Origin of the sequence: Streptomyces sp. NPDC051064 (assembly GCF_044455985.1) — a bacterium.
Classification (GTDB): Bacteria; Actinomycetota; Actinomycetes; order Streptomycetales; family Streptomycetaceae; genus Streptomyces.
The window spans coordinates 575,560-601,277 of the sequence record NZ_JBITFK010000004.1 but is presented as its reverse complement, the minus strand read 5'-3'; the positions used below and the strand labels follow the sequence as shown (position 1 = coordinate 601,277).

Genomic DNA, 25,718 nt, shown 5'->3' with positions numbered 1-25,718 from the left:
GCGGCCCGTCCGAGACCGTCAGGCGATGTCGTAGATCCGGACCTCGGGGTCGGCGGCCAGCAGCGGCGCCAGGCCGCCGACGACATCCTGCTCGAACAGGGCACTGTCGAGGTAGGCGCGGGCCTGGCCGGCGGTGGTGAAGCCGTGCAGCACCTGCACGTCCTCGTCACGGACGAGCAGTTCCTTGGACTCGGCGCCCGGGACGGTATCGAGGAACGGCTGCTTGTACTTCTGGTACACGCCGGCCGCCGCGACGCGGTTCTCCTCCGCCACCTTCAGCGTGATTTCCAGGTAAGCCATGACGCATCCTTTCCTTCGCGATTACTCGCGGGGATTTCCGTGGGGGTTCGGATGCGCCAAATGTAGGTCGGCGTGGAGGTGTCCGGTAGAGGATCATTGGTGATGCGGCTATAACCAACTTGCATCACTCACTGGGGCACCCCCGGCGAAGGGGCCTCACCGTCCGGCTCGGGGACGGGGCCCAGACAGCCGGCGGAGTCGGCGAGGAAGCCGACGAACTCCTCCAGATCGGCGCCGAGCGGATTGCCCCGCCCCCAGACGGCCTCGTAGGAGATCTCCACCGGCGTGCCTCCCCGTACCAGGGGGCGGCAGCTGGCGTGGTCCGGCGTCACCTTGGAGCGGGGCAGCAGGGCGGCGCCGACGCCGAGGCGGGCCCACTCGTCCAGGACCCGGTAGCTGGCGGCCTCGCCCGGATAGGTGCGCAGCAGCAGGTCGTTGTCCCGGAAGAGCTGCGTGGTGAACGTGGTCAGGCCGCAGCTGTTGGGGACGAGGATGAAGTCGGCGCTGGCGGCGTCGTTCAGCTCCACGGTGCCCTCGGTCCCGGGGGCGACGGCCGGGTCGATCACGACGACGGGCTCGGTGAAGATGGTGCGGTGCCGGTAGGCGGGCATGGGCTCCACCTCGGGCACCAGCAGAACGTCCAGCTCGCCGTCCTTCAGCGCGGTGCGCAACAGGTCCAGGTCGGCCTCGCGCAGTACCAGGTCACGCGGGTGGGACAGGCCGCGGGCGGCGCTGAAGGAGCAGGCCACCAAATCCGCCCCGATCAGGGGCGAGACGCCTATGCGGATCGAGCCCTCGGCGGGGCTGGTGAGCCGCTGTGCCTCAGCCGTGACCGAGTCCAGCGCCTCCAGGGCGCGGTCGATCACCGGCAGCAGGCGTGCGCCGTGTGCCGTGGGCTTGACGCCGCGCGGGGAGCGGTCGAACAGCTTGACGCCGAGCTCCTCCTCCAGGCGGGCTACCCCGTTCGACAGCGCGGGCTGGGTGACTCCGTAGTCGCGCGCCGCGGCGCTGAACGACTTGGTCCGGGACACGGCCTGCGCGTACCGCAGCCCTTCGATGTTCATCGTGAACCCCTCTCGGCTACATCCTCAGGCTATAGCCATATTCATGATCGTCGTCTACCGGGCGCCGGGCATCCGTTCTACGGTTGGTGAATCATGCTCCGCCGGATCGGCGCGGCAGACAATTTCTTCGCTCTGGTTCCGCCCGGTGATTTCACCGTACCGGGGAATTTTGCCGCGGAATCCATCCTGCGGAATCCATTCCTTCTTCATCTTCCTGTCAGGAGTGATCGCCGTGTCTCAGGACGACCGCCATGCACACCGTGCCGCTCAGGTGACCGAGTCCGGCGGCCCGGTGCACGTGGCCCCCGTGCAGTCACGCGAGCCGGGCCCGGGTGAGGTCCGCCTGGACGTCAAGGCGTCCGGCATCTGCGGGGCCGACGCAGGCATGGCCGCGAACCCGTCACCCGCCTACGGCTTCCCGATCGTCCCCGGGCATGAGGTGGCCGGAGTCGTCGCCGAGGTGGGCGAGGGAGTGGCGGGCTGGGAGGTCGGTGAACGCGCCGGGGTTGGCTGGTTCGGCGGCTCCTGCGGACACTGCACGGCCTGCCGGTCGGGCGACGTGGTCCACTGCGCCGAGCGGCAGATCCCCGGCCTCACCTACGCGGGCGGCTGGTCCACCACCATGACCGTCCCCGCCGCCGCCCTCATCCGCATCCCCGACGGGCTCTCCTTCGAGGAGGCCGCGCCGTTCGGCTGCGCGGGCGTGACCACGTTCAACGCGCTACGCAACAGCGGGGCCGAGCCGGGCGACCGGGTCGCGGTCGTCGGCGTCGGCGGCCTGGGCCACTTCGCAGTCCAGTTCGCCGCGGCCATGGGCTTCGAGACGGTCGCCGTCGGCCGCGGCGAGGACAAGCGGCAGGCCGCCCTCGATCTCGGCGCGCACCACTACATCGATGCCTCCGCCGAGGACGGCGGAAAGGCGCTGCGCGCCCTGGGCGGAACCCGGATGATCCTGTCCACGGCCTCCAGCAGCAAGCCGCTGGCTGGACTCATCGACGGCCTCACCCCGCACGGCCGCCTCACTGTCGTCGGCTTCGACGGCACCCCGCTCGACCTCCCGCTGGACAAGCTCGTGATGCACGCCCGGCACGTCACCGGGCATGTCACCGGCAGCCCGGTCGACACCGAGCAGGCCATGCGTTTCGCCCTGGCCAGCGGGGTGCGCCCGCAGGTGCAGGCCGTGCCGCTGGAACAGGCGGCCGAGGCGCTGAAGATCCAGCAGGCCGGGCAGGCCCGTTTCCGCATGGTCCTCACCACGGGTGACTGACCGCCCCTCCCTCCACCACCCCCGAGCAGTACCGGGCCGATGACACCGGTCCTGACAAGGAAGGCGTCCGCGCATGTCGCAGAACACAAGTCGCTCCGTCGTCGTGATCGGCGCGGGCGCGTCCGGCCTCACCGCGGCAAACATCCTCACGCGGGCCGGGCACGACGTCGTCGTCCTGGAGGCGCGCGACCGGACAGGGGGCCGCCTGCTGAGCGCGTCGGCCACACCGGGAGGCTCCCTCGATCTCGGGGCCACCTGGTTCTGGGACGACGAGCGGCACGTGCGCACCCTCCTGACCGATGCCGGGCTCGGCAGCTTCTCGCAGCACACCACCGGCGACGCCGTCTACCAGGATGCGGGCGGCGTACAGCGCCTCGCGGGCAACCCGATCGACGCCCGATCCAACCGCTTCACCTCCAGCGCGGCAGCTCTCACCGACGCACTGGCCGCCTCACTGCCCGCCGACACGCTCCGGCTCGGCACCCCGGTCACCGCGATCCGGACCACCCCGTCCGGCCTGGCCGTGCACACCCCCGACTCCGTCATCGAGGCCGAACACGTCGTCCTCGCCGTGCCGCCCGCCCTCGCCCTGGCCCACATCGACTTCGACGGCCTACTGCCCGCCGACCTCGTCCGCGTAGCCGAGCAGACCCCGGTGTGGATGGGCGCCGTGGTGAAGGTCGTGGCCGAGTACCCCGACGCGTTCTGGCGCGCCGACGGCCTGGCGGGCGCCGCCTTCAGCCGGACCGGCCCGCTGCAGGAGGTCCACGACATGTCCGGCCCCGACGGACAGCCGGCCGCGCTGTTCGGCTTCGCCCACGCGAGCACCGCCCGAGGCGCCGGCCCCGACTTCCGTACAGCCGTCACCGGGCAGCTGACGCAGCTCTTCGGTCCGCAGGCAGCTCAACCTCTCGCCCTGCACGTCCAGGACTGGAGCGCCGAGCAGTGGACGTCCCCCGCGCAGGTGGCGCAGCTGGCCGACTACTCCCTCTTCAGCCACCGCCTGTACCAGCGTCCGGCCCTGGACGGGCGACTGCACTGGGCCTCCACCGAGACCGCCCGCGGCTACGCCGGCCACATCGAAGGAGCCCTGGCAGGCGGCGAACGCGCCGCCCACGCGGCCCTCCACGCGCTGCCCGACCCGAACCCGCAGCCCGCGACGGCAACCTCCGCAGCCTGAACACCCTCATCCTCCACCCCGCCCCCGGCCCTGAAGAGGTGACCTTGATGCACGAGGTGACAGCCCTCCTGCGCGAGTACGACCGCGCCCGCGCCTACACCGACGACCTGTGGAAGGACCTCACCCCGGACGAGATCACCTGGCGCCCGCACGAGAACTCCAGCGCGATCGGCTGGCACCTGGGCCACCAGGCCCACGTCGCCCACTTCATGGTCCGCAACCTCACCGCCGCCGAGCCCAGCCCCGACCCCGAGCTGGACGGACTCATGGACTCGGCGAATCCGGAGAAGTTCCGCGGCGCACTGCCCACCGTCGAACGGCTCGGCGCCTTCCGCGACACCGTCGCCGAACGCGTCCACGCCCGTATGAACGACATCGCGAGCGGTCGCGTCGGCGCCCCGGACCACTTGACCGTCGTCGCCCGCCCCCTCCTGGTCGCGCTGATCAACCACGAGTACCAGCACGACCAGTGGATCGGCGAAGTCCGAGCGAACGACCTCGGCCACACCCTCCCCACCGACCCGGACACCGACCAGGTCTCCCGCCTGGACGGCTACCTCGTCCTCAACCCCCTCGCCTGAGCCGACGCCACACCCGAGCCCTCGCGCGCACGTCGAGGCTCAGGAAAGTTGACTGTCCCGGGGAGGGCGAGCGATACGGCCTTCGGCCCACTCCCCGCGGCGCCCCGACAAGCGCCCGAGTCCGCCCTTGAGGACCTGATCGAGCAGTTCCGGAAGACCGACACGGGCGGGGCGCGCAAGCAGACCGCCCATGAGCAGGGAAAGCAGGAGCTACAGCCCCGGCAGGACGACCACATCGGAACAGCCCTGTCCCGGGCCCGCCTCTGGGCCCGCAGTCCAAGCGACGCAGTCATCACGGACTGACGGGTTCCGGCCGCCTCCCACCTCGCACGGCTTCCAAACCAAGTCAGTCGGCGGCCGACTTGCCTCGTTGACAAGATGCTCAGCCCGCCGCACCCCTCGCGCTTCGGCTCGTGGCGTCGGTGTTTGCGCGAGCGCTGTCCCACAGCTGCACCAGCATTTGCTCGTCCAGCCCCAGCGTGTCGTCCTCGACGTGCTCCGTCCCTGCGCCGCGCACTTCTGTGTGCAGCTCCTCCATCCGCCGATCGAGCTGCTCAGCGACCTGCGCTGCTTCGGTCAGGCTGGTGACGAGGTCGGCGGGCACTGAACCGTCGTACTTGTAGTAGATCTTGTGCTCCAGGCTGGCCCAGAAGTCCATGGCGATTGTCCGCACTTGCACCTCGACGGTCACGGGAACCGGGCCGGTGCTGAGAAACACCGGGATCTTGATCAACGCGTGCAGGCTCTTGTAGCCGTTGGGCTTCGGGTGGGCGATGTAATCCTTGATCCGAAGCACCTGTACGTCGGTCTGGGAGGTGAGCGCCTCCAGCACCCGGTAGGTGTCGGCGATGAAACTGCACGTGATTCGCACGCCGGCGATGTCATGGATGCCTGCCCGGATCGCCTCTGGTGTGGGGTCGATTCCGAGGCGTGCGACCTTCTGCAGAATGCTCGCGGGGGACTTGGTCCGGGAGCCGACGTGCTCGATCGGGTTGTACCGGTGCAGCTGCAGGAATTCCTTGCGCAGGATCGACACCTTGGTCAGCACTTCGTCGACGGCGAATTCGTGCTCCATCTGTATGCGCTGGAAGTCCTTACGGATCTGGCGCACGAACGCCACGCGCGTCAGATACGGAGGCTCCCCGTCGGCGCTGTACTCGGGTGTCTGTGTCGGGTCGACCACCGTAGCTGCTCCTCTCCCGAGCCGGGAGGCACGGGCCGTGCCTGAAGTATCGCGGGTTTTCGGCGATGACCTTCCAGCCGCCGATCCCCACGGTTTGACGCCATTGCCGGGCGCGATACTTGATCGCACATGCAGTCACGTACAGTCATATGTTCGCACTGAGGAAATGGGTCCGGTAACTACTGTAATCGCCTCGGCGGAACTCAGGGCTGCCCCTCACTGCCCTCCTGCACCGCGACCACGACTTTGAATGCATCGCGGCCGTCATCAACCAGGCCATGCGATGGCACGGCCCGGAGCCGGTGAATGAACGCCCGCACGGTCTCATTTCTGGTCTCATCCGCCGACGTAATTCACCACAGTTCAACAAGCACGAGCCATTGAGCTTTATCCAGTAAGCGCCTGTCGCTCGCTGTGATCGCAAGGCTGGCGTTGCGGTTCCGTGTGGTCCCCACGTCCTGGCAGGCGTAAGGCCCCTGACCCCTGATAGGAACGATCTTGCGACAGATTCCGCGGTGCTCGATGTGAAGCGGTCCACCGCCGAGCACCTGGCCCGGCTGCTGCGCGATCACCGCATCGCGGGCCGCCGGAGACCGCCCTCGACGCCGAGAACAGTCGTGGTGAACGGTACGGCGGGGTTCTCCTCGATCATCGTGAAGAGGCCGGTGAGCTGCTCATCGTCGCCGTAGACGTCGATGGTGGCCTCTTCGATCAACGCCTCCAGCGAGGCTGGGTCCAAGGTGCTCATGATCTCACCGTAGCGCTGCGTCGCCGGGACAGAAGCCCCTCCCCTCAGGCTCGTTTCCGGTGGTGAAGGCCAGGCCCGAACTTGCCGATGGGTGACAGCGCTTGGTGGAGTGCAGTGGTGGGCGGGCCATGGGGAAGGCCCTCGGACAGCAGCGAGGCGGTCGAGAGTGGCACGGGTTGTCGTACGGGAGCCGGGTACGGGCGCGCGGAGCGCGCCGCCGCTGGCCGTACCGGAAGCGGTGGGCTTCGCAAGGGAGTTGCTCGATGGTGGCTGGGCGGCGGTATTCGTGCCCGGTGAGCCCGCCCGCCATGGACGGCTGGTGCTGTGGAAGCCCGCCGGAGCGGCTGCCGGGAACGGCGTGGTACCCGTAGCCGCAGGAATCGAGACCGATGCGGTGGAGCTGGTGCTGCCGCACGGCCGCTCGGTGAGGCGGCGCAGGGTGGAGGGGTACGCGCTTCCTGTCGCCGTGGCTGTTTCCGCCCTGGCGAAGGCAACGCCGAGCCATCCCTCCGGCGCCGCCTGGCAGGCCGCCGCCCGCTTCGCGCTGCGGCTGCTCGCCGACGCCCGCCTCCACCCGGCCCTTACGCCGGCGGGCTACGACACCTGGCAGGCGGGCCCCCTCACCGCCGCTCAGCGTCAGACGCTCGAAGCCCTGGCTGCCGCCTTCCCGCCCCACGCCCACTGTCTGCCCGAGCCCGGCCCGGCCCCGGTACGGATCGCCGACCCGGCCGCGCTGGTGCGCCAGTTCTGTGACGCGGTCGCCGACGACCTGGTCCGTACTCCGGCCGCCCCGCTCGCCATGGGAACGCTGCCGTACGCCTGGCGCGAGGCGCGTGCCGTGCCCGCCCTGCGTGAGTGGGCCGAGGAGACGGCCGCCGCGTTCACCGCCGAGGTTCGTGTCTCGCTGCGCGTGGAGGTACCGGAGGGGCGGCGGCGACAGTTCCAGGCCGTCCTGCAACTGCACACCGCGGCGGATCCGGCGCTCGTCGTCGAGGCCGCACGCCTGTGGAGCGAGCCGGCCGAGGTGGAGCGGCTGCTCGGCCCCCGTACCGAGACCGAGACCCTGCTCGCACTGCGCCGCGGCGCTCGTGCCTGGCCCCCGCTTCAGCGGCTGCTGAAGGACTCCGCTCCCGATCGGCTCCGGCTGACCGACGACGAAGCCTTCAACTTGCTGGGGGACGCCACCGACGCGCTGCGCGCGGCCGGTATCGACGTGCACTGGCCGCGCGAGCTGGTCAAGGCGCTCACCGCGACCGCCGAGATCGGACAGCGCACCGCCCCCGGCTCCAGCGCGGGCGGCATGCTGGACGCCGATGCCCTGCTCGACTTCCGCTGGCAGATCGCGCTCGGCGGCGAGCCGCTCACCGAAGCCGAGCTGGACGCTCTCGCCGAGACGCGCCGCCCTCTCGTCCGGCTGCGCGACCAGTGGGTGGTCGCCGACCCGAAGCTGGTGGCCCGCGCACAGCGTCGCCGGATGGAACCCCTCACCCCCATGGAGGCGCTGAGCGCCGCGCTCACCGGCGAGGTGGAACGGGACGGGGAGACGTTCGCCTGCGAGGCGTTCGGTGTGCTCGGCGATCTCGTGGCCCGTATCCGCGATCCCGAAGTCCGCATGCCCACCGCGCAGCCCGCCGCTCTCAAGGCCACCCTTCGGGACTACCAGAAACGAGGTCTTGCCTGGCTGGCCGAGATGTGCGAACTCGGCCTCGGCGGCTGCCTCGCCGACGACATGGGCCTGGGCAAGACCATCACCCTGCTCGCCCTGCACCTGCACCGCCAGGCCGACCCCGCCACCGCGGGCCCCACTCTCGTGGTCTGCCCCGCCTCCCTGCTCGGCAACTGGCAGCGTGAGGCGGCCAGATTCGCGCCGACCGTCCCCGTACGCCGGTACCACGGCGGCGACCGTCACCTCGAAGACCTGGCCGACGACGAGATCGTCCTGGTCACCTACGGGGTGCTGCGCCGCGACCGGGAAGCCCTCGCCGAGGCCGCCTGGTCGCTCGTGGCCGCCGACGAGGCCCAGCACGTCAAGAACCCCTACGCCGTCACCGCCCGCGAACTGCGCGCTCTGCCCGCCCGCGCCCGCGTCGCCCTCACCGGTACCCCCGTGGAGAACAACCTCTCCGAACTGTGGGCACTCCTCGACTGGACGACCCCCGGACTCCTCGGCTCTCTCACCACCTTCCGCGACCGGCACGCCCGCGCCGTCGAGACCGGCGAAAACCCCGAAGCCGCCGAACGCCTGTCCCGTCTCGTACGGCCCTTCCTGCTCCGCCGCAAGAAGTCCGACCCGGGCATCGCACCCGAGCTGCCGGCCAAGACCGAGACCGACCGCGTCGTCTCGCTGACCGCCGAACAGGCCGGCCTGTACGAGGCGGTGGTCCGCGAGACCCTGGCGAAGATCGAGGAATCCGAGGGCATCGCCCGGCGCGGCCTCGTGCTCAAACTGCTCACCGCGCTGAAGCAGATCTGTAATCACCCGGCCCACTATTTGAGAGAGCACAGCCTGCGCCGGTCCACGCCGCTCGGCGGCCGATCCGGCAAGCTCGACCTGCTCGACGAACTTCTCGACACCATCACCGCCGAGGGCGAATCCGTGCTGGTCTTCACCCAGTACAAACAGATGGCGGCCCTCCTGGAGAGGCACCTCACCGAGCGTGGCATCCCCTCCCTCTTTCTGCACGGCGGCACCCCCGTCGCCCGGCGCGAGGACATGGTGGAACGCTTCCAGCGCGGTGAAGTGCCGGTGTTCCTGCTGTCGTTGAAGGCAGCGGGCACCGGACTCAACCTCACCCGCGCCACCCACGTCGTGCACTACGACCGCTGGTGGAACCCGGCCGTCGAGGACCAGGCCACCGACCGCGCCTACCGCATCGGCCAGGACAGACCCGTACAGGTCCACAAGCTCATCGCGGAGGGAACCGTGGAGGACAAGGTGGCGCAGTTGCTCGCGTCCAAGCGCGCCCTCGCCGACGCCGTCGTCGGCTCCGGCGAGGCCGCCCTGACCGAGCTGTCCGACTCCGACCTCGCCGAACTCGTCACCCTGGGGAGGCAGTCATGAGTTCCTCGATCCCCGGCCCGCGCCGTGCGCCCGCCCGCGGCAAGCGCGCCTTCGCCGCGACCTGGTGGGGGCGGGCATGGGTGACCGCCCTGGAGGACTCCTCCCTGGATCCGGGGCGTCTGTCCCGCGGACGCACCTACGCCCGCAAGGGCATGGTCGGCCCGGTCACCATCGCACCCGGCCAGGTCAAAGCTGCTGTCCAGGGCAGCCGTCCCCGCCCGTACCGCTCCGCGGTCCACCTGCCCGTCCTCGCCGACGCCCAATGGGACACCCTCCTCGACACCGTCGCAGCCCGCGCCGGGCATCTCGCCGCGCTCCTGGACGGCGAGATGCCCGCCGAACTCGTCGACGACGCCCGCCGTGCCGGCGTTCCCTTCCTCCCGCAGCCCGCCGAACTCGACCCCGAGTGCTCCTGTCCCGACTGGGGCTACCCCTGCAAGCACGCCGCCGCGCTCTGCTACGCCATCGCCGCCACCATCGACCATGACCCGTTCGTGCTCTTCGCAGTGCGCGGCCGTGGCCGCGAGGAGGTCTTCGCCGAACTGCGCGCACGCCGCGCTGCATCCCACGAGACCACCGCCCCATCGGCCTCATCCGGCATCCCGGCCGCCGCCGCGTACACCCATTGGGCCGAGCACACCCCCGAGCTGCCCGAACTCTCCGAACCGGCCACCCACACCGCAGCACTCCCTGTCGCCCCGCCACCCGACACCGGCCTGGTCGCCGCAGACCTGGAACGCCTCATGGCCGACGCCGCCGCACGCGCCGCGCGGATCCTCGCGGGCGACACCGCCAGCCTGCACCTGCCCCAGTACCAGGACGCGGTCCGCATTGCCGCGAGCAGCCCCGGACCCGAGTGGTTCAACCACCTGGTCCAGAACACCGGCGCCAAACCGTCCACGTTCGCCCGCCTCACCCGTGCCTGGCGCCACGGCGGCCCCGCCGGCATCACCGTCGCCGAACAGCCCCACACCCCCGACCCGGTGGCGATGACGACCGCCCGCACCGCCCTGGCTACGGCCCTTGCCGAGATGACCGACTCCTCCGTACCCCTCAGAGCCTGGCGCAACCGCCTCACCCTCACCGCCCACGGCATCCAGCTGCGTCTGGGCCCCGACACCCGCTGGTACCCCTACCTCCGGGACGACGACGGCGAATGGTGGCCCGCGGCACCGGCCGACGCCGACCCGGTCGCGGCCCTCACCACGGCCTGGTCGCAGAACGGGGGGTGAGGAGGGCGGAGTCTGGACGCACTCACGCTCCCTCCGCTCCCGTGGTTGCAGTTCTGGTTGCGTTCACCGGCGTACGGCACCGTTCAGAAGCTCCGCCCACACCCGCTGCACCGAAGGTCAGGACCTTCCTGACCACCCCCGAACCCCCAGACGAACATTTCGGAAGCGTGTTGGGGGGCGACCCCTCACGAGTTCGGATCTCGTTTCCTCCGCCATTGCTCTCACCGGGCAATACGTCGAAGGGCCCCGCAGCTTGCTGCGGGGCCCTTCGACGTCGGTGGTCGCAGTTCGGCCCGTGCCATGGCCCCGCGGCTCGAGATCCCTCTTGCTCCTGGTCCCAGCCGGCGTGGGGGGCATCGCCGGTACCCATGTGGTGCAAGCCGCGTCGCCGCTCAGCCTTCCGGAGGCGCCGTACGCCGCGTGGGACCGGTATGAGGTCGCTCGCCCTCGGCCACGTTCCTCAAAGGGAGACGCGGGCGGGAACCCCCCTGAGACATCCCGCCCCGGCCTCCCGGCTCACAGACCGCGGTCCGACATGACCTTCTGCTCGGCCTGCTCCACGGCGAACCGGCCGGCCGGGTCACCACCGGCGCGCTCCACGGCACCGCGTACCAGTGCGAGATAGAAGAGGGCCGGCGCGCAGGGTGTCCACCGCTCTTCCGGCTCGTCCGCGATGAAGCCGAACACCGACTCCGGGTCCGCGTCCACGAACTCGAACCGATCGTGCTCCCACTTGTCGGTGACACCACGCGTCCAGCGAAGACGCAGCGCCGGCTCGTCGAGATCGACCACCACCGCGCGGAAGAACGCCGCCCACTGGTGGTTGACCAGGTCGAGCCCGAACCCGAGCAGCTCCACCTTGGTCCTGTCCCCGTCGTGGACGGCAAGCTCCTCGAAGATGGCGCGGCGGGCCACAGCGTGCAGGCTGACCGGGCTGCCGTCCCGGGGCAGGTCGTGCTGCTGGGCCAGGCCCTCGTTGGCGGAGGAGTTCCACCGCGCGCTGTTCGGCCCGGCGACCTGGGCGCTGCGCCGGGAGAACAGCATCTTGCCGTCCTTGCCGGTCTCCAGGGCCACGTTGATGCCGAAGCTGCAGTTCATCCAGGAGGGCGCGTCGACCGGGTCGCTTCCCTCCAGATACTGCTGGCGCAGCGTGAGGCCGTTCTTCTGCCGCCGGTCCAGGTTGAGCGAGGTGGTGAGGAAGTCGAAGTAGTCGGCGGCCCGCACGGTGAGTGACACCACGGGCTCCTCGGCCAGATGCGTACGGGTGACCACGACCCGCTCCACCGCGAAGCGCGCGTTGTTCCACCGGTGCGGCAGCCCGCTGGCCTCCTTGCGCTCCTCCTCCGCCTCGATGGACCGCCGCCAGGCGGCGATCTCCTCCGGGAACTGAACCCGCTTCGGTGTGTACTTCACGTGGACGTTCTCTTCGTCGATGAGCCGGGTCCCGTCCCCCTCGAAGAGATGACAGCCTGTCGCCCGGCCAACCACGGTGAATCTGTCTCGCATCGCCAACTCCACTGGTAAATAAGCTGTGATGGACAATCTCGGGGGGTGCTGTCGATCTCATGATACGAAGCGACACGGACAACCGGCTGGCGTTACTGAAGGCCGAGCGGCGATCCTCTTCCCTGGTGGGCACGATCGCCGTACCGGAGTACCTCCATCCGGACGCGGAGGAGCGGCAGAGGCTGCGCCGCCCGCAACTGGCCGAAGTCCGTGCCCGCTTCACGGAGACGGTGCAGGAGAGGCTGGGGTTCGGGGAGACCCTCCGGGCCGACCGGGGCGGAGCGACCCGGCGACAGCTGTGGGCAGGGCTGGAGGAATTCCTGGCCGACGGCGCCCAGCGGAAGATCCTCTACTGGACGGGGCACGGCGTCCAGCGCGGCGACGAGGGCTACTTCCTCGCCTGCGCCGACGCATGGCAGTCGGGCGAATTCGACCCCTCCCGGGCCGTCCCCCTGCTTGAGCTGGTGGGATTCCTGCTGCGGCCGGAGTACGAGACGGACACCCTGCTGATCATCGACGCCTGCTCCTCGCAGAGCTACAACTCCCTGGGCGAGGCGGTACGGCACGCAGTGGAGCTGGAGCGGGACTCCGCGGTGACCCGGGCACGAGAGAGCCGGCGGAAGGGCTTCGCCGTCATCGGCACCTCGGGGGCGGACGCGCAGGTACCGGCGGGCCGCTGGGTGACATGGCTGGAGGAAGCGCTGGCGAAGCCGGACTTCGTGGCGGACGACCAGGCCCGCCCGTTCGAGCCGTCCGCGCTGTATCTGCCGCTGCCGTATCTCTGCCGTGCCGTGGACGCGCGGGCAGCGGACGACGGTCTGGACGAACCCGCGCAGCGGCCGGACTGCTGGGAGGTCCGGGCGCTCCCCAACAACTTCCTCGACAACCCCTATTACCACCAGTCCGACCGGCCGGTGTACACGCCGGCCGTGCTGACGCGGAGGAAGCCCTGGATCGAGGCCGAGCAGTTCGGTCTTGAGGAAAACAGCCATCTCAGCCGCCACTTCGCGGGCCGACGAGATGCGCTGAGCCGGATCGTGCGGTGGATGGACACCCACCCGAAGGGGCTGCTCGCGGTGACGGGCCTGGCGGGCACGGGGAAGACCGCGTTGCTCGGCCGGCTGGCCCTCACCTCCCTGCCGAGCTGGCGGGAGACCCTCGGTCCGGACCTTGACCCCGCGACACTGCCCCGGGCGGGGACCATTCACGCGGCGCTGAGCTGCCGGGGGCAGTCCGCCCATTCGCTGGCCGCGCATCTGCGGGAGGTGCTGGCGGACATCGACGGGGCGCCGATGCTTCCGGTGGAGCCGGTGACGTCGGAAAAGTTCACCGAAGCGTTCGCGGAGCTGGTCAGCCGAGCGGGTTCGGTGAACCTGCTTTTCGACGCACTCGACGAGGCCCTTCCGGATCAGGCGTACGCGATCGCCCGGCACGTCCTGGGCCCCCTGGCGAACACGCCCGGGATCCGGGTGATCGTCGGTACCCGGACGCAGCCCCGCCGCCGTACCACCGCGCACGCGGAGGAGGAGTCACTCCTGGACACCCTGGAACTCAGCGTCGAACCCGTGGTCCTCGGGGACGACGGGGAGGCGCGCGCGAGCATCACCGGCATGGTGCTGTCCGTACTGGACACCGAGCACTCCCCGTACCGGGGTGACGCGCGGCAGGAGGACCGCGACTGGACGGCGGAGATCGTCGCGGCGCAGAGTCATGGCTCGTTCCTGGTGGCCCGGCTGGCCGCGACCGGGCTCACCCGGCGGACCACGGTCGCCGCCGAGGCCGAGCTCCTGGCGTGGCTGCGTGACGGCGGCATGGGACTGCACACCCGCCTGACGGAGGAGACGCGCTACCTGAGCGAGCAGCCCGGCGCACAGCGAGCGCATGAGGTGCTGCGGGCGCTGGCGGTGATCCAGGGCCCCGGGCTGTCCCCGGACCCGGTCTGGCTGACGCTCGCCAACGCACTGCGCGAGGCCGGCTCACCGGAGCTCACGCTGGAGGATCTGCGGCAGGTGTGCCGGAGCGCCGACGGCGGCATCGTCGCCACCCAGAAGGACGGCGCGCGTCATACGGCCGGGCGGACCCGTCATCAGCTGGCCCATCCGCGTTACGGCGAGTTCTTCCTCTCCGACGCCGGCCTGACCGCCCGGGAGGCACACCGCAGGGTGCTCGACGCGCTGCGCGCCCGCGCCGGCGGTGACTGGAGCGGCGCCGACGAGTACACCGTCGAATACCTGGGCGCCCACGCCGTCCAGGTGGGGCCCGACGCCCTGCGAGAGCTCTTCGAGGATGTGGGCTTCCTGCTCCGTACGGACCCCGATGTCATGCTGCCGCTCGCGGCGGGCCTGGCCCGGGACTGCGACGGCGCCGTGTTGTACGGCAGGGTCGCGGGATCGTTCCCCCGCGTGTCCGGCCCACTGTCGGCGTCGGCTCTGCTGGAGCGCAAGGCCCTGCTCAGCGCCACCGCCTTCGTCAGCCACCGCGACGCGACGTACCGGACGCTGCTGCGCACCGAGGGCTTCCTGCCCTGGCAGGAGTACTGGACCGATATCCCGCCGGACCCCCCGGAGTGGCGGCGCGCGGCCCCTTCGGGCGGCGCGCGGGCGCTGAGCTGGCGCGCCGGGACCGGGGCGGTGGGGCTGACCCACGCGGACACCCTGACCGCCGGCGGGCTGGGAGAGATCCAGATCCTGCACCCGAAGTCGGGCACCCGGCTGCTGACCCGTCGGCTGCCCCGGACCGGCGGGGAGCGCGGACGCCCGCTCAGCGAGGTGCGTGAGGTGGGCGCGGGAGCACGCTGGACCACCGTCGCCCGGGACGACCAGGCGGTGTACTTCTGGCGCGCAGGTGCCCGGCTGCCCGATCAGGAGTACCGGTGGGGCGGCAGCGTGCGCGCTCTGGCGGTGGCCGAGCTGGAGGGCGAGAGCGTGGCCCTGGCGGCCGACGGGGACCGGGTCTGGGTGTGGTTCTGGAAGAGCGGCACGAACCTGGACACGCGGCTGAAGGGGGTCCGTACGGCGGATGTGCGGCAGCTCGCGGCCCTCGCCCTGGGCACGCGGATGTTCGTCCTGACGGCGGGCGCCGAGCGGGTGGAGCTCTTCGAAGTGGGTCGCACCCGCCACGGGGGCGACGGTCTGCGGGCCTGCCGGACCGATCCCGGTGTGTCCCTGGCGGCACCCGCGATGGCCGCCACGGCGTTCGCGGTCTCACCCCGGGAGGGATTCCTCGCCGTGGCCGACGGGACCGCTGTGTATGTCTGGCGGTGCGAGGCCGTATCCGGTCCCGAGCCGGTCCTGGAATATGTGACGACGTACCCCTCGAACGCGCGCGGCCTGGCCTTCGGGCGGTACGGCGATGAAGTGCTGCTCGCCGGATACGAGGAAGTGGCCGTCCGCATCTGGTCCGTCGGGCGTTCAGGACGCGAGGCCACGCTCGTTCTGAACGCCCCCCGGGAGGGCGCCGTAGCGTTCGAACCGGGCGGTCAGGGACTGCTCGCGGTCGCCGACGGCCCGTATATCCGGGTGGTGGATGTGGTTCCCGCGATGGAGGCCGGCTACGGGATCCAGCGGCGGCCGAGCAACGAGCGCCCGGTCCTTGCCCTGGCCGGCGCACCGGGCGGTCCGCCGCTGCTGTGCCGGGCCTGGCACGACCGGATCCGGATCTCCCGACCGATGCAGGGGGATCCGGCCGCCCTTCCTGCTACGGAGCTCGCCCACGACGGGCGCACGGTGACGGCGGTGGCCGCGGTGCGGGCGGCGGACGGCTGGACGGTGGCCGCCGCGGCCGGCCGGACCGTGCGGCTGTGGCGGCTCGACGACAGCCTGTCGGTCATCACCCACCGGGACATCCCGCTCGGCGGCGACGCCGGCCAGCCGGCCCGCGCGCTGAGCCTGGTCGGCGGCCCGGCCGCCCTCACGCTGCGGCTGAGCGTGGCGGACGGTCGGCGGCTGGTACGCCACGAGGTCCCGGCCGATGTCTCGTCCGCCGGGATCACGGTGCGCGAGCTCCGGACCGACCGCGGGTTCTGCGGGATCGACACGAGGGTCCTGCGGGACGGTTCGTACTGGATGGCCGGTGATCTGAGTGACCAGCTGCGGGTCTGGACCGAGGGCGAGCACGGTCTCGAGCAGCGCGTCCTGCTCACGGCCGGCCCCTCCTGCCTGGCCCTCGGGGAGTTGTACGACGACGAGGACGACGCCTCGATGCCCGTGATGGCCTGGGCGGACCACGGCAGCGTGTACGTCAAGGACTGCTCGGGCGACGAGAGCATCCACCCCCCGGAGCGGCTGCCCGGAGATTTCCCCGACGTGACGTCCCTGGTGTTCGCCGGCCCGGTGGAACGGCCCGTGCTGCTGCTTTGTACGCCGGAGAGGGTGTCACGCGCATGGGACGTCTGGTCCCGGAAATGGCTGGACGGGCCGGGGATTCCCACGCGGGGGTACGAAGTGCACGCCGTCCGCACCGCGATGGACCCGGAGGGCCTGGTGATGGCGTTGCAGGGGGAGGACCGTTGCGATCTGATCCGGTTGCCGCACACCTTCTTCGGCGCCGGGACACGGGGAGAGTGAATGGAACACGATCTGGTGGTCTTCGTCCCGGGGTTTCTGGGCACCCGGCTGTGCCGGGACGGCCTGGACGTCTGGGCGCGATGCGGTGAGCAACTGATCCACTCGGCGGCCACGGCGCTCACCGAGGTGGCCCTCCCGCCCGGGCTGGGGGACGCGCCGCCCGAAGGCCCCTTCCGGCTGGACGCCGACGCGCTGCTGCAAGTCCCGGACTCCGTGCCCGGGCTGCTGTCCTGCATGGGCTATCCCGATATCCGTGCCGCCCTCGGCGACCCACTCGAATCGCAGTTCGTGCCGTTCGGATACGACTGGCGGCTGTCCCACCGGCTGGTGGCCCGGCAGCTGAAAGCGAGGGTGGCGCGCGAGCTCGACCGGTGGCACACGGAGGTCGACGCGTACTACCCGGACCGGACCGATGATCCCCGCGTCATTCTGGTCTGCCATGCGACGGGCGGTCTGATCGGGCGGCACTATCTGGAGTGCGAGGACGGCCGGGAGACCGCCCGGACACTGGTCACCCTCGGCACCCCGCAGCAGGGGCTGGTCCAAGCCGCCCGGCTGCTGGCCGGTCATGCGATCCCCGGCGACACGGGCCCCGGCGCGGACTCGACCGCCCGGCTGAACGAGACGCTGCGCGACTGGGCGCTCAACCTGCCGGCGGTCGTCGAGATGCTGCCGGTGTACCCCGCCGTGCGGGTCGAGGGAAAGAGCCGCGAGCGGCAGATCACCGACAACCGCTACCCGGTTCCCCTGCTGCCGGGCGACGCCGTACGTGAGGCGCTGTCCTTCCGGGAGGAGTTCCGCTCGGCATGCGACGAGCACCGGCGCGTCGGCCCCCTCCCGTACACCGTGCACTGCCTCGGCAGCGTCGACTTCCCGGGCCCCGAGGCGCTCGTGCTCTCCTCCGACGGATCGCGGATCACGGACAGCTTGCCGGGGCCGGGCGACGGGACGGTTCCGCGCCGGTCGGCCGTCGCGGACTGGACAGGTACGGACCCCATGCTGTGGACCGGCTTCCGGAACGCGGACCTGGCGAGCGGTCCCGCGCTCCGGGACGCGATGCTCGCGATCCGGGCAGGACGCCCGCCCGGCGGCACGCTCGCCGGTGATGAGGGAATCGTCCTGCACTTCCCCCGGGACCCGGTCGCCGCCGGCCGACCGTTCGTGATCGAACTGCTGGGGCACGACCTGCCGCGGCGCAACCTGCGGACGTTCATGTGGCGTTCGGGCCGTCCCGACAAACAACTCGTCGTCTTCCGGCAGTACGAGCCCGACCGCTATCGGGCGGAACTGGAAGCCGCCCCAGGACGCTGGGTGGTCGAGGCGCTGGTCGACCGGCCGAAGGGGCGGGACCGCAGGGACGTGACGGTCATGGCGGTATGAGACGGGAGCTGGGATGACCGGAAACGACGCCCCCGCGTGGCCGCAGTGCGGACACCTCGACACCGGGGAACGCTGCCGGGGGCGCAGAGTGGGCTCGTACGCGGCCTGCTTGGCGCATCTGGACAGCGCCGAACAGGCTGCCCATCTTGCCTCGCTGGCCCCCGGCGCCGACCTCGACCACCGGGGCACACCCTTCACCCAGAGCCTCCTCGACGAGCTCCTCGCGCCGCTCAGGGATCCGGGAAGCGGGCGGGCACGGGTGGGGGAGGCGTTGTTCGACGAGGTGCGGTTCACCGGAGACGCGGAGCTCGACGGGATCGACTTCGCCGGTTTCTGCTCCTTCGCGTCGGCCGTGTTCGGCGGGGGTGTGTACGTCCGTGAGGTGCACGCCGGGGGCGATTTCCGGCTCGGTGCGGCACAGGTCGCGGGAGACGTGTGGCTCGATGACACCGACGTGGGCGGTGATGCCTGGTTCTACGAGGCGCGGATCAAGGGCACGTTGCGGTTCTGTGTCCGCGAGGTCGGCCGTGGTGCGATGTTCAAGGGAATGACGTGCGGAGATGCCTACTTCTCGGGTGTCCGGGTGTGTGGATTCGCCTCTTTCGACGGGGCGGTCATCGAAGGGGAAGCCTCCTTCGACGGCGCGGTCTTCGAGGACGGTGTCGACTTCGAGAAGATCCGGATCACCGGCCGGGCCTGTTTCGACGGCACGCATTTTCACCGGAGCAGGGCCTGTTTCAACGGGGCGGACATCGGCGGGGACATGCCGTTCGCCGAGGCTCACCTCGCGGTGGAAGCCACGTTCGACGGCGCCACGATCGGCGGTGACCTGTCGTTCTCCGGGGCCCGGCTGGAGGCCGGAGTGCGTTTCCGGCGGGCGGTGTTCCGGCGCACCGCCCGGATCGGCCCGCTGGTCTGCCCGGGGACGGTGGACTTCTCCAACGCCGTGTTCGAGGCCGCGGTGACGCTGGAGGCCGCCGCTCGTGAGGTGCACTGCCGACGGACACGGTGGGCGTCCACCGCCGCGCTGCGGCTACGGTACGCCGGGGTGGATCTGAGCGACGCCGTGGTGGAGTTCCCCGTGACCGTCGTCGGCCGGCCCCGCCCCTTCGTCTCGCCGGAGGGCGAGGTGATCGCCGAACCGGGACTCACCGATGACCGGGTGCGTGTCACGTCGGTCAGGGGCGTGGACGCCGCGCACCTGGTACTGGCCGACGTCGACCTGACCAGCTGTCTCTTCGTGGAAGCGGTTCACCTGGACCAGCTACGGCTCGAAGGCCGCTGCAACCTGTCGCCACCACCCGTCGGGCGGCGCTGGATACGCCGCCGGACCCTCGCCGAGGAGCACCACTGGCGGGCGACCCGGTACGGCGACGGCTGGACGCCCGCGCCACCGGACGTCAGGACGCATGAACCCGCCGTGCTCGCCCCGGTCTACCGGCAGCTCCGCAAGGCGCTCGAGGACGGCCGGAACGAGCCGGGCGCGGCCGACTTCTACTACGGCGAGATGGAGATGCGCCGCCACGACGCCACGGCGTCCTGCGGTGAGCGGACGCTGCTGCGGCTGTACTGGGCACTCTCCGGATACGGCCTGCGCGCCGTGCGTGCCCTGGCCTGGCTGGTCCTGGCGATGACGGCCACCGTGCTCGTGATGATGCTGTGGGGGCTGCCACAGGCCGACCCGGACCCGGTGAGCGCCGGGACCACCGACGGCCGCCGAGTGACCCTGACGACCAAGAAGCCGACACCCGTCAACCCGAAAGGGCCGTACACGAGGCGCCTGTCGTCCGCGCGGTTCGAGAAGTCCGTGCGGGTGGTGACCAACTCGGTGATCTTCCGGGCCTCCGGACAGGACCTGACCACCACCGGGACGTACGCCGAGATGACCGCCCGCCTCGTCGAGCCGGCCCTGCTCGGGCTTGCCGTCCTCGCCGTGCGCAGCCGCGTGAAGCGATGACGTGCCCCGTCACCGAGCTGGAGTGCTTCTCCAGCGCCCGCTCCGCCTCAGACCGTGCGCGCGGCGTCGAGGACCTGCAGTCGCTCTTCGGCCGGGTGGCCGTCGACGACCGCGCGCACGACTTCGATTGCATCGCTGCCGTCACCGGCCAGGCCATGCAGAGGTACGGCCAAATGATTCACCGGCGTACACCACAGGGGAACACCTCACGTCACCCTGTGGTGCCGCAGCAGGCGGCCTTACGTCCTACGCGTCGGAGAGCAGCGGATCGTAGGGGGTCGAACGCCGGCGACCTGACATGAAGGACAGGAAGTCCCGCACGAACGCGCTTCGGGAGTAACGCCCGTCGGCATTGACGACGGTTCGCCCGAAGCCTCTCCTGAACAGGGCCCGGTACTCCTCGGCGTCGACGAACTGATCGCCGTCCGCGTCCGTGACGTCGAAGAGGACCTCGGCGACCCTGATCAGTGCCGGTCCTGCCAGGGACGGGACCGCGGCCACGTACTCCTCCTCGCTCACCCGTCCGTCCCCGTCACTGTCCAGGGCCGCCTGGAGCTCCCTCCACCACGCGGCGAACGCGTCGTACAGGCGGGTCTCCTCCGGCTCGTCCAGGTCGAGACGGGAGCAGAGCTCCCTGGCCATGGCGGCGAGATCGGGCCAGTCCAGAATGCCGTCCCCGGTCTGGTCCAGTACATCGCTGAAGAATTCGCGGGCCCCCCTCCGGTTCTCGTCCCCGCCCGGACCGTCCGGGGCGCCCGGTTGGGCCGGAACCGGCGTGATCAGCCGGAACAGCGCGCCGGCCCGTTTCGTCCGGGCGCGCAGCGTGGTGAGCGTCTCGGCCCAGGGGCCGTCGCTGTCCGGCGACAGGTTGAGCAGGCTGACGACGTTCTCCGTCTGGACCCAGTTGTCGGGCAGGGCGCCGGCCAGACGGGCAGCCATGTAGGCGCTCTGCATGAGGGTCTGCGCGCCCGGGACCTCCGGCAGCCCCGCCCGACGGCGGAAGACCTCGGGGAGGGACGCTACGGTGATGGTGCCGATGACCGGCCCCGCCAGCGCACGACCGGTCGCCCAGAGTGTGGGCAGCCCCGCGAACAGCGGCGGAGCCGGCAGATGCTCGAAGAGCCTGTAGAGGATGGTGCGCAGTGCCTCCGTGTTCTGCAGTTCCTCCGCGACCATGCGGTCGTAGTACTGCCAGAACTCGGGCAAGGTGGGCGGGAGGTGGCCCGCCTGGTCTCCCAAGGCGGCCAGAAAGGCCTGGAATTCGGCGTAGAGCCGTTCCATGGTGATCTGGTCCAACGGCTGTCCGCTCAGCCGGCACATGGTGACGGAGCTCTCGAAGAGCGTCGCCACCACCCACGCCCGCACCTCGGGGTCCATCGCGTCGTAAGGCTGGTTCCTCGCGTCCGTGCCGCTCAGTCGTGCGTGCATGCGGTTGAGCCGTGCCGCCTCCCGCTGCCGTGTGTCTTCGTCCGCTCCGAACATGCGCTGCAGGCTCACAAGGGTGTTGCGCAGCCGTCGCCACGGGTGCACCACGAAGGAGGAGTTGTCGGCCAGTGCCGCGCCGATCTGCGGGTGGGCGGCTTCCAGCACCGTGGCTCTGACGACGGCCAGTGCCCAGCGGGGATCGTTGAAGAAGCGGTGGAACTGCGACCCCGGGCCGAACAGGGATTCGGCCGGTGATTCGGTGGCTTCCCGGCCGAGTCCTTCGTACGGCCCACCGGGCCCGGTCCGCGTGCAGCAAGTGCTGTCCGTGTCCTTCACCTTTGAGGTCCTCCATTCGCTTGCGGTGCCACGCCGCCGAAGCGGCGGTCGCGACGCCGGTATTCGTGCAGGCACTCCAGAAGGTGCGGCGCACGGAAGTCGGGCCAGAGCACCGGAGGGAAGATCCACTCGGCGTAGGCCACCTGCCAGAGCATGAAGTTGGAGATGCGCTGTTCGCCGGAGGTACGGATGACGAGGTCCACGTCAGGCGTGTCGGGCACCGGCAGATGCGCGGCGAAGCGGGCCTGGTCGACGGCGTCGGCGGGCACCCCGGCGCGGATGAGTGACCGCGCCGCGGCGACGATGTCCTGGCGCCCGCCGTGGTCGAACGCCACGGTCAGCGTCATGCCCCGGTTGCCCTCGGTGAGTGTCATCAGGTCGGCGAAGTCCTGGGCCAGAGGGGCGGGAATCCTCGGATCCTCAGCCCCCAGCAGCCGGCACCGGATGCCACGCGCGTGCAGCAGCAGCGCGTGTTTGCGCACCACGCGGCGTACCAGGCGCATGAGGAAGTCGATCTCCTCGCCCGGGCGCCGCCAGTTCTCGGTGGAGAAGGCGTACAGGCTGAGCCATTCGACCCCGGCCGACCGCGCCGCCTCGATGACGTCGATCACCGTCGCCTCGGCCGCCCTGTGCCCGGACGTACGCGGCAGGGAGCGTTGCTGCGCCCACCGGCCGTTCCCGTCCATCACGCACGCGACGTGGCGAGGCACCGGGCGCTGCCGCTCCTCACCGGGCGAGCCGCATGGCTGTGCCGGAACCGCCGGCACGGCGGAGGCCTCAGGCTGCACGCCGACGCCGTCGGCCGACCCGCCCGTGGCATGCGTTCGACCGGCCGGCCCTGCTGTACCGAACGTCATTGAAGCGCCCCCTTCGACTCGCGTCCGCCGGGCTTCGCCGGGACCGTGACGCCGTTGCGGAGGGCGGGGGCAGCGGGCCACCGGCCTGCGCGTCCCCCGACTGCCCCTCACTCAGCAGAGTGCCGGTGCCCGGCCTTCGGCGCATCGCGATGCCCGCTTGTTCACCCGTAGCACGTCAGTCGGAGGGTCTGCCGACCGGAAGCTGCTGACCCTGCACCCTCAGGGCAGCGTGACGTCCGTCACAGTGGGACGCTTTCGCCCGTCGACAGGTTGGCGGGATGAGCGATCGACAAGGTGTGGCGACGACGCCGGACGGGCCGTGGCGCAGTGGCGGGAACTGACCGCCTGGCTGGTCGACCGGGCCCGGCGTCGGCGGCCTGTCTTCGGCCCGGTGCCGGGGAAGAGGCGCTCGTCGGTGAGGGGGGCCTGCCCGGTGACCTCGTGGGCGTCGTACTCCTTGGCGCCCTTCCAGGTCATCGAGCCGTCCCAGGCGAAGCTGGTGTCGGCGGCCGTGCAGCCGAAGTCGCACCGAGGATCGAAATCGATCTTGATGTCGTTCGTCATCGCCGGGGTGGGTCCGCGGCTCTGCGACAGTGACGGCAGCTCCCGCGCACAGCGGTGGAACGTCAGCCGATGAGTTTTCCCGGTGCGTGCGGTCTCATTACTGACATCCGACTCAGGAGGAAGCACGTGGGACAGCTGCTGAGGGTCCAGAACTTCACCGTCTCGAGCGACGGATTCGGTGCCGGTGAGCACCAGAGCCTCGAGAAACCGTTCGGCGACGCAGATCCCGGGGCCCTGATGTCCTGGGCCGGCGCCACGGCGGGCTGGCCCAATCGCACCGAGCCCGGGGGGACCCGGGGCCTCGACGACTACTTCACCCGGGACTTCGCGAACAACATCGGCGCCGAGATCATGGGCCGCAACGAGTTCGGGCCTCAGCGCGGGCCCTGGGAGAACGAGGAGTGGCGTGGCTGGTGGGGTGAGGAGCCCCCCTTCCACACCCCGGTGTTCGTCATGACCCACCACAAGCGACCCTCGTTCACCCTCTCCGACACCACGTTCCACTTCGTCGACGGCGATCCCGCCCACGTCCTCGAACAGGCACGGGAGGCCGCGCGGGGCCAGGACGTCCGGCTCGGCGGCGGGGTCACCACCGTCAGGCAGTTCCTCGACGCCGGCCTCGTCGACACCTTGCACGTGGTGGTCGCCCCGGTGAAGATCGGTGCCGGGGTACGCCTCTGGGAGTCGCCCGACGAGCTGGTCGACCGGTACCACCTCGAGGTCGTCCCCAGCCCGAGCGGTGTGACGCACCACCTGTTCTGGCGGAGGTGACACCAGGCGGTCACCGCTGCGGGCAGCCGGGGCTCAGCGCACTTCCTGGATGCGGATCTGGTTGCCCGCGGGGTCGCGGAAGGCGCAGTCGCGGACGCCGTACGGCTGCTCGGTCGGCTCCTGGATGACCTCGGCGTCGCCGGCCTGCAGCTTCTCGAAGGTGGCGTCGAGGTCCTCGGTGGCCAGGAGGATCCAGCCGTAGGTGCCCTTGGCCATCATCTCGACGACGGTGCGGCGCTCGTCCTCGGTGATGCCCGGGTCGGCGGCCGGCGGTGCCAGCAGGATGGACGTGTCGGGCCGGCCGGCGGGGCCGACCGTGATCCAGCGCATCGTGCCGGTTCCGACGTCGCTGCGCACCTCGAAACCGAGGGTGTCGCGGTAGAAGGCCAGGGCTGCGTCCGGGTCGTCGTGCGGGAGGACGCTCGTACGGATGTTGATGTCCATGGCGGTCACGCTAGCGGGGGTTCGGGGGCCCGGGCTTCTCGATTCCTGATCGGTCTGGTCACCTGTTTCGCCACGCACGGCGGCACCCCCGCGGCGTTGCTCTCCGCCTGGCGCCGGTAGGCGCTGGGCGGCATGCCGACCAGCTCCGTGAAGCGCGTGCTGAAGGTGCCCAGCGAGGAGCAGCCGACCTCGAAGCAGACCTCGGTGACGCCGAGGTCGCCTCGCCGCAGCAGCGCCATCGCCCGCTCGATACGCCGTGTCATCAGGTAGCCGTACGGCGATTCGCCGTACGCCCGCCGGAACTGGCGGCTGAGGTGCCCGGCCGACATGTTCACGCCCCGGGCGAGCGCCTCGACGTCCAGCGGCTGCGCGTACTCCCGGTCCATCCGGTCGCGGACACGGCGCAGCAGTGCCAGGTCACGCAGGTACTGCGCCTCGGTGGGTCTGCTCGTCACGTGCGTGATCGTGCCACGCCTGGTCGGAGCCGCGCACCGCGTTCAGGCAACAGGCGGGGGCGTGGCGCGGAGGTTGACGCCTCAGTGAGCTTCCTTCTCCCACTCGAAACCGTCCGGGTCGGTGAAGGGGCCGATGTCGCTGCCGAGCGCGATCCGGTGCGATCCGGTGCCGTCCGGCGGGACGCCGGCGTCCTTGGCCAGGGCCCGGCGCCCGTAGAGCGCCAGCGTGACGGGGCTCGTGGGGGTGTCGAACTCGACGTATTTGCGGCCGAAGCTCTTCCCCACGGTGAGGCCATGGCCGACGTAGAACCGCTTGCTCGCGAGCACGTCCTCGACTCCCAGCAGCAGCACGAAGCGGTCGATCTGCCGGGTGGCCGGGCCCTTGTCCTTCTTCGCGGAGGTGGCGATCTTCCAGAGCGTCCCGTCGGGAGCCCGTACGACGCCGCCGTAACCCCAGAGCGACTTCGTGGCCGGCTTCACCGCCGAGGCACCGGCGTCGAGTGCGGAGGCGACCAGGCTGTTGACCGTGGACGGCTGGGAGACCGTGAGCGACAGCGTGAAGCCGCGGAAGCCGGTCGTCGGCGCCTCAGAAGCCCGTAGGCGCAGCTCAGGGCCCAGACCGAAGGCGGCGGAGTAGAAGGGTTCGGCGGCGGTGGGGTCGGCCACCTCGAGGGTGACGGATGCGATGGAAGCCATGGAACGAAGTTATGGCGACTCCGCGCCGCGCGCTTCTCGATTCCTGACCGGTCCGGCCCGGGGCTGTCCGAGGCCCGGGGCCGGGTCCGCTGCGGCTCCCGTCTCCGGCCTTGTGGTGCCGCCCCCGGTCACGCGGCGCCGGGAGC

At 70.8% G+C, this 25,718-nt stretch carries 22 protein-coding genes; 9 read left to right on the top strand and 13 right to left on the bottom strand.

Features of this window, described 5'->3' with window-relative positions:
* Positions 1-18 precede the first annotated feature (18 nt).
* The 3 genes from ACIBCU_RS17695 to ACIBCU_RS17685 form a co-directional block, all read right to left on the bottom strand.
* Positions 19-300 carry a hypothetical protein gene (locus ACIBCU_RS17695; protein ID WP_362930625.1) on the bottom strand — a complete coding sequence of 94 codons (282 nt, stop codon included), beginning with the start codon at positions 298-300 and terminating at the stop codon, positions 19-21.
* A 128-nt stretch (positions 301-428) separates the two neighbouring features.
* Complete coding sequence (locus ACIBCU_RS17690; RefSeq protein WP_362930627.1) at positions 429-1,364, bottom strand: LysR family transcriptional regulator; 936 nt, start codon at positions 1,362-1,364, stop codon at positions 429-431.
* A gap of 54 nt (positions 1,365-1,418) precedes the next feature.
* Complete coding sequence (locus tag ACIBCU_RS17685; protein WP_362930629.1) at positions 1,419-1,574, bottom strand: hypothetical protein; 156 nt, start codon at positions 1,572-1,574, stop codon at positions 1,419-1,421.
* A 22-nt stretch (positions 1,575-1,596) separates the two neighbouring features.
* Between ACIBCU_RS17685 and ACIBCU_RS17680 the strand changes: the two genes are divergently transcribed.
* From ACIBCU_RS17680 to ACIBCU_RS17670, 3 genes are all read left to right on the top strand, one after another.
* Positions 1,597-2,631, top strand: a complete 1,035-nt coding sequence (locus ACIBCU_RS17680; protein ID WP_399232213.1) for an alcohol dehydrogenase catalytic domain-containing protein — start codon at positions 1,597-1,599, stop codon at positions 2,629-2,631.
* Positions 2,632-2,704: 73 nt separating this feature from the next.
* Positions 2,705-3,811, top strand: coding sequence for a flavin monoamine oxidase family protein (locus ACIBCU_RS17675; RefSeq protein ID WP_399232211.1), 1,107 nt, complete (start codon positions 2,705-2,707; stop codon positions 3,809-3,811).
* 47 nt (positions 3,812-3,858) lie between these two features.
* Positions 3,859-4,392, top strand: a complete 534-nt coding sequence (locus ACIBCU_RS17670) for a DinB family protein (RefSeq protein WP_362930635.1) — start codon at positions 3,859-3,861, stop codon at positions 4,390-4,392.
* A gap of 382 nt (positions 4,393-4,774) precedes the next feature.
* Here ACIBCU_RS17670 and ACIBCU_RS17665 read toward each other — a convergent pair whose 3' ends face one another.
* Together ACIBCU_RS17665 and ACIBCU_RS17660 are read right to left on the bottom strand one after the other, a co-directional pair.
* Complete coding sequence (locus ACIBCU_RS17665) at positions 4,775-5,575, bottom strand: GTP pyrophosphokinase family protein (RefSeq protein WP_362930637.1); 801 nt, start codon at positions 5,573-5,575, stop codon at positions 4,775-4,777.
* Positions 5,576-6,143: 568 nt separating this feature from the next.
* Positions 6,144-6,323, bottom strand: coding sequence for a hypothetical protein (locus ACIBCU_RS17660; protein ID WP_399232208.1), 180 nt, complete (start codon positions 6,321-6,323; stop codon positions 6,144-6,146).
* A 166-nt stretch (positions 6,324-6,489) separates the two neighbouring features.
* Here ACIBCU_RS17660 and ACIBCU_RS17655 point away from each other — a divergent pair, with 166 nt between their 5' ends.
* On the top strand, positions 6,490-9,384 hold the full coding sequence (locus ACIBCU_RS17655; protein ID WP_399232206.1) for a DEAD/DEAH box helicase: 2,895 nt from the start codon (positions 6,490-6,492) through the stop codon (positions 9,382-9,384).
* Entirely contained in the window at positions 9,381-10,616 is a 1,236-nt protein-coding gene (locus ACIBCU_RS17650) for an SWIM zinc finger family protein (RefSeq protein ID WP_399232204.1), read from the top strand. The genes ACIBCU_RS17655 and ACIBCU_RS17650 overlap by 4 nt, the downstream gene beginning before the upstream one ends.
* 516 nt (positions 10,617-11,132) lie before the next feature.
* Here ACIBCU_RS17650 and ACIBCU_RS17645 read toward each other — a convergent pair.
* Positions 11,133-12,122 (bottom strand): translation initiation factor 2, encoded by a 990-nt coding sequence (locus tag ACIBCU_RS17645; protein WP_362930641.1) that lies wholly within the window; start codon positions 12,120-12,122, stop codon positions 11,133-11,135.
* A 59-nt stretch (positions 12,123-12,181) separates the two neighbouring features.
* Between ACIBCU_RS17645 and ACIBCU_RS17640 the strand changes: the two genes are divergently transcribed.
* The 3 genes from ACIBCU_RS17640 to ACIBCU_RS17630 are packed head-to-tail and all read left to right on the top strand — an operon-like array spanning position 12,182 to position 20,024.
* Positions 12,182-16,687 (top strand): peptidase C14 caspase catalytic subunit p20, encoded by a 4,506-nt coding sequence (locus ACIBCU_RS17640; protein ID WP_399232202.1) that lies wholly within the window; start codon positions 12,182-12,184, stop codon positions 16,685-16,687.
* The gene (locus ACIBCU_RS17635; protein ID WP_399232200.1) at positions 16,688-18,067 is read left to right on the top strand and encodes an esterase/lipase family protein; all 1,380 of its coding nucleotides are present in this window, start codon (positions 16,688-16,690) and stop codon (positions 18,065-18,067) included.
* A 13-nt stretch (positions 18,068-18,080) separates the two neighbouring features.
* A complete protein-coding gene (locus ACIBCU_RS17630) occupies positions 18,081-20,024 on the top strand; it encodes a pentapeptide repeat-containing protein (protein WP_399232198.1) in 1,944 nt (647 codons plus the stop codon).
* Positions 20,025-20,071: 47 nt separating this feature from the next.
* Here ACIBCU_RS17630 and ACIBCU_RS17625 read toward each other — a convergent pair whose 3' ends face one another.
* The 4 genes from ACIBCU_RS17625 to ACIBCU_RS17610 form a co-directional block, all read right to left on the bottom strand.
* On the bottom strand, positions 20,072-20,206 hold the full coding sequence (locus tag ACIBCU_RS17625; RefSeq protein ID WP_399232196.1) for a hypothetical protein: 135 nt from the start codon (positions 20,204-20,206) through the stop codon (positions 20,072-20,074).
* A gap of 64 nt (positions 20,207-20,270) precedes the next feature.
* The gene (locus tag ACIBCU_RS17620) at positions 20,271-21,689 is read right to left on the bottom strand and encodes an oxygenase MpaB family protein (protein ID WP_399232343.1); all 1,419 of its coding nucleotides are present in this window, start codon (positions 21,687-21,689) and stop codon (positions 20,271-20,273) included.
* A gap of 92 nt (positions 21,690-21,781) precedes the next feature.
* Positions 21,782-22,495, bottom strand: coding sequence for a polyprenyl diphosphate synthase (gene uppS, locus ACIBCU_RS17615; protein WP_362930649.1), 714 nt, complete (start codon positions 22,493-22,495; stop codon positions 21,782-21,784).
* Between the two features lie 366 nt (positions 22,496-22,861).
* Entirely contained in the window at positions 22,862-23,206 is a 345-nt protein-coding gene (locus ACIBCU_RS17610; RefSeq protein ID WP_362930651.1) for a hypothetical protein, read from the bottom strand.
* Positions 23,207-23,332: 126 nt separating this feature from the next.
* On the opposite strand from ACIBCU_RS17610, the gene ACIBCU_RS17605 reads away from it, so the two are divergent.
* On the top strand, positions 23,333-23,977 hold the full coding sequence (locus ACIBCU_RS17605; protein WP_399232193.1) for a dihydrofolate reductase family protein: 645 nt from the start codon (positions 23,333-23,335) through the stop codon (positions 23,975-23,977).
* Positions 23,978-24,010: 33 nt separating this feature from the next.
* On the opposite strand, the gene ACIBCU_RS17600 is transcribed toward ACIBCU_RS17605, so the two are convergent.
* The 3 genes from ACIBCU_RS17600 to ACIBCU_RS17590 form a co-directional block, all read right to left on the bottom strand.
* Positions 24,011-24,421 carry a VOC family protein gene (locus tag ACIBCU_RS17600; protein WP_362930655.1) on the bottom strand — a complete coding sequence of 137 codons (411 nt, stop codon included), beginning with the start codon at positions 24,419-24,421 and terminating at the stop codon, positions 24,011-24,013.
* Positions 24,422-24,426: 5 nt separating this feature from the next.
* Positions 24,427-24,876, bottom strand: coding sequence for a helix-turn-helix transcriptional regulator (locus ACIBCU_RS17595; protein ID WP_399232191.1), 450 nt, complete (start codon positions 24,874-24,876; stop codon positions 24,427-24,429).
* Positions 24,877-24,957: 81 nt separating this feature from the next.
* Complete coding sequence (locus ACIBCU_RS17590) at positions 24,958-25,572, bottom strand: glyoxalase (protein ID WP_399232189.1); 615 nt, start codon at positions 25,570-25,572, stop codon at positions 24,958-24,960.
* Between the last annotated feature and the right edge of the window lie 146 nt (positions 25,573-25,718).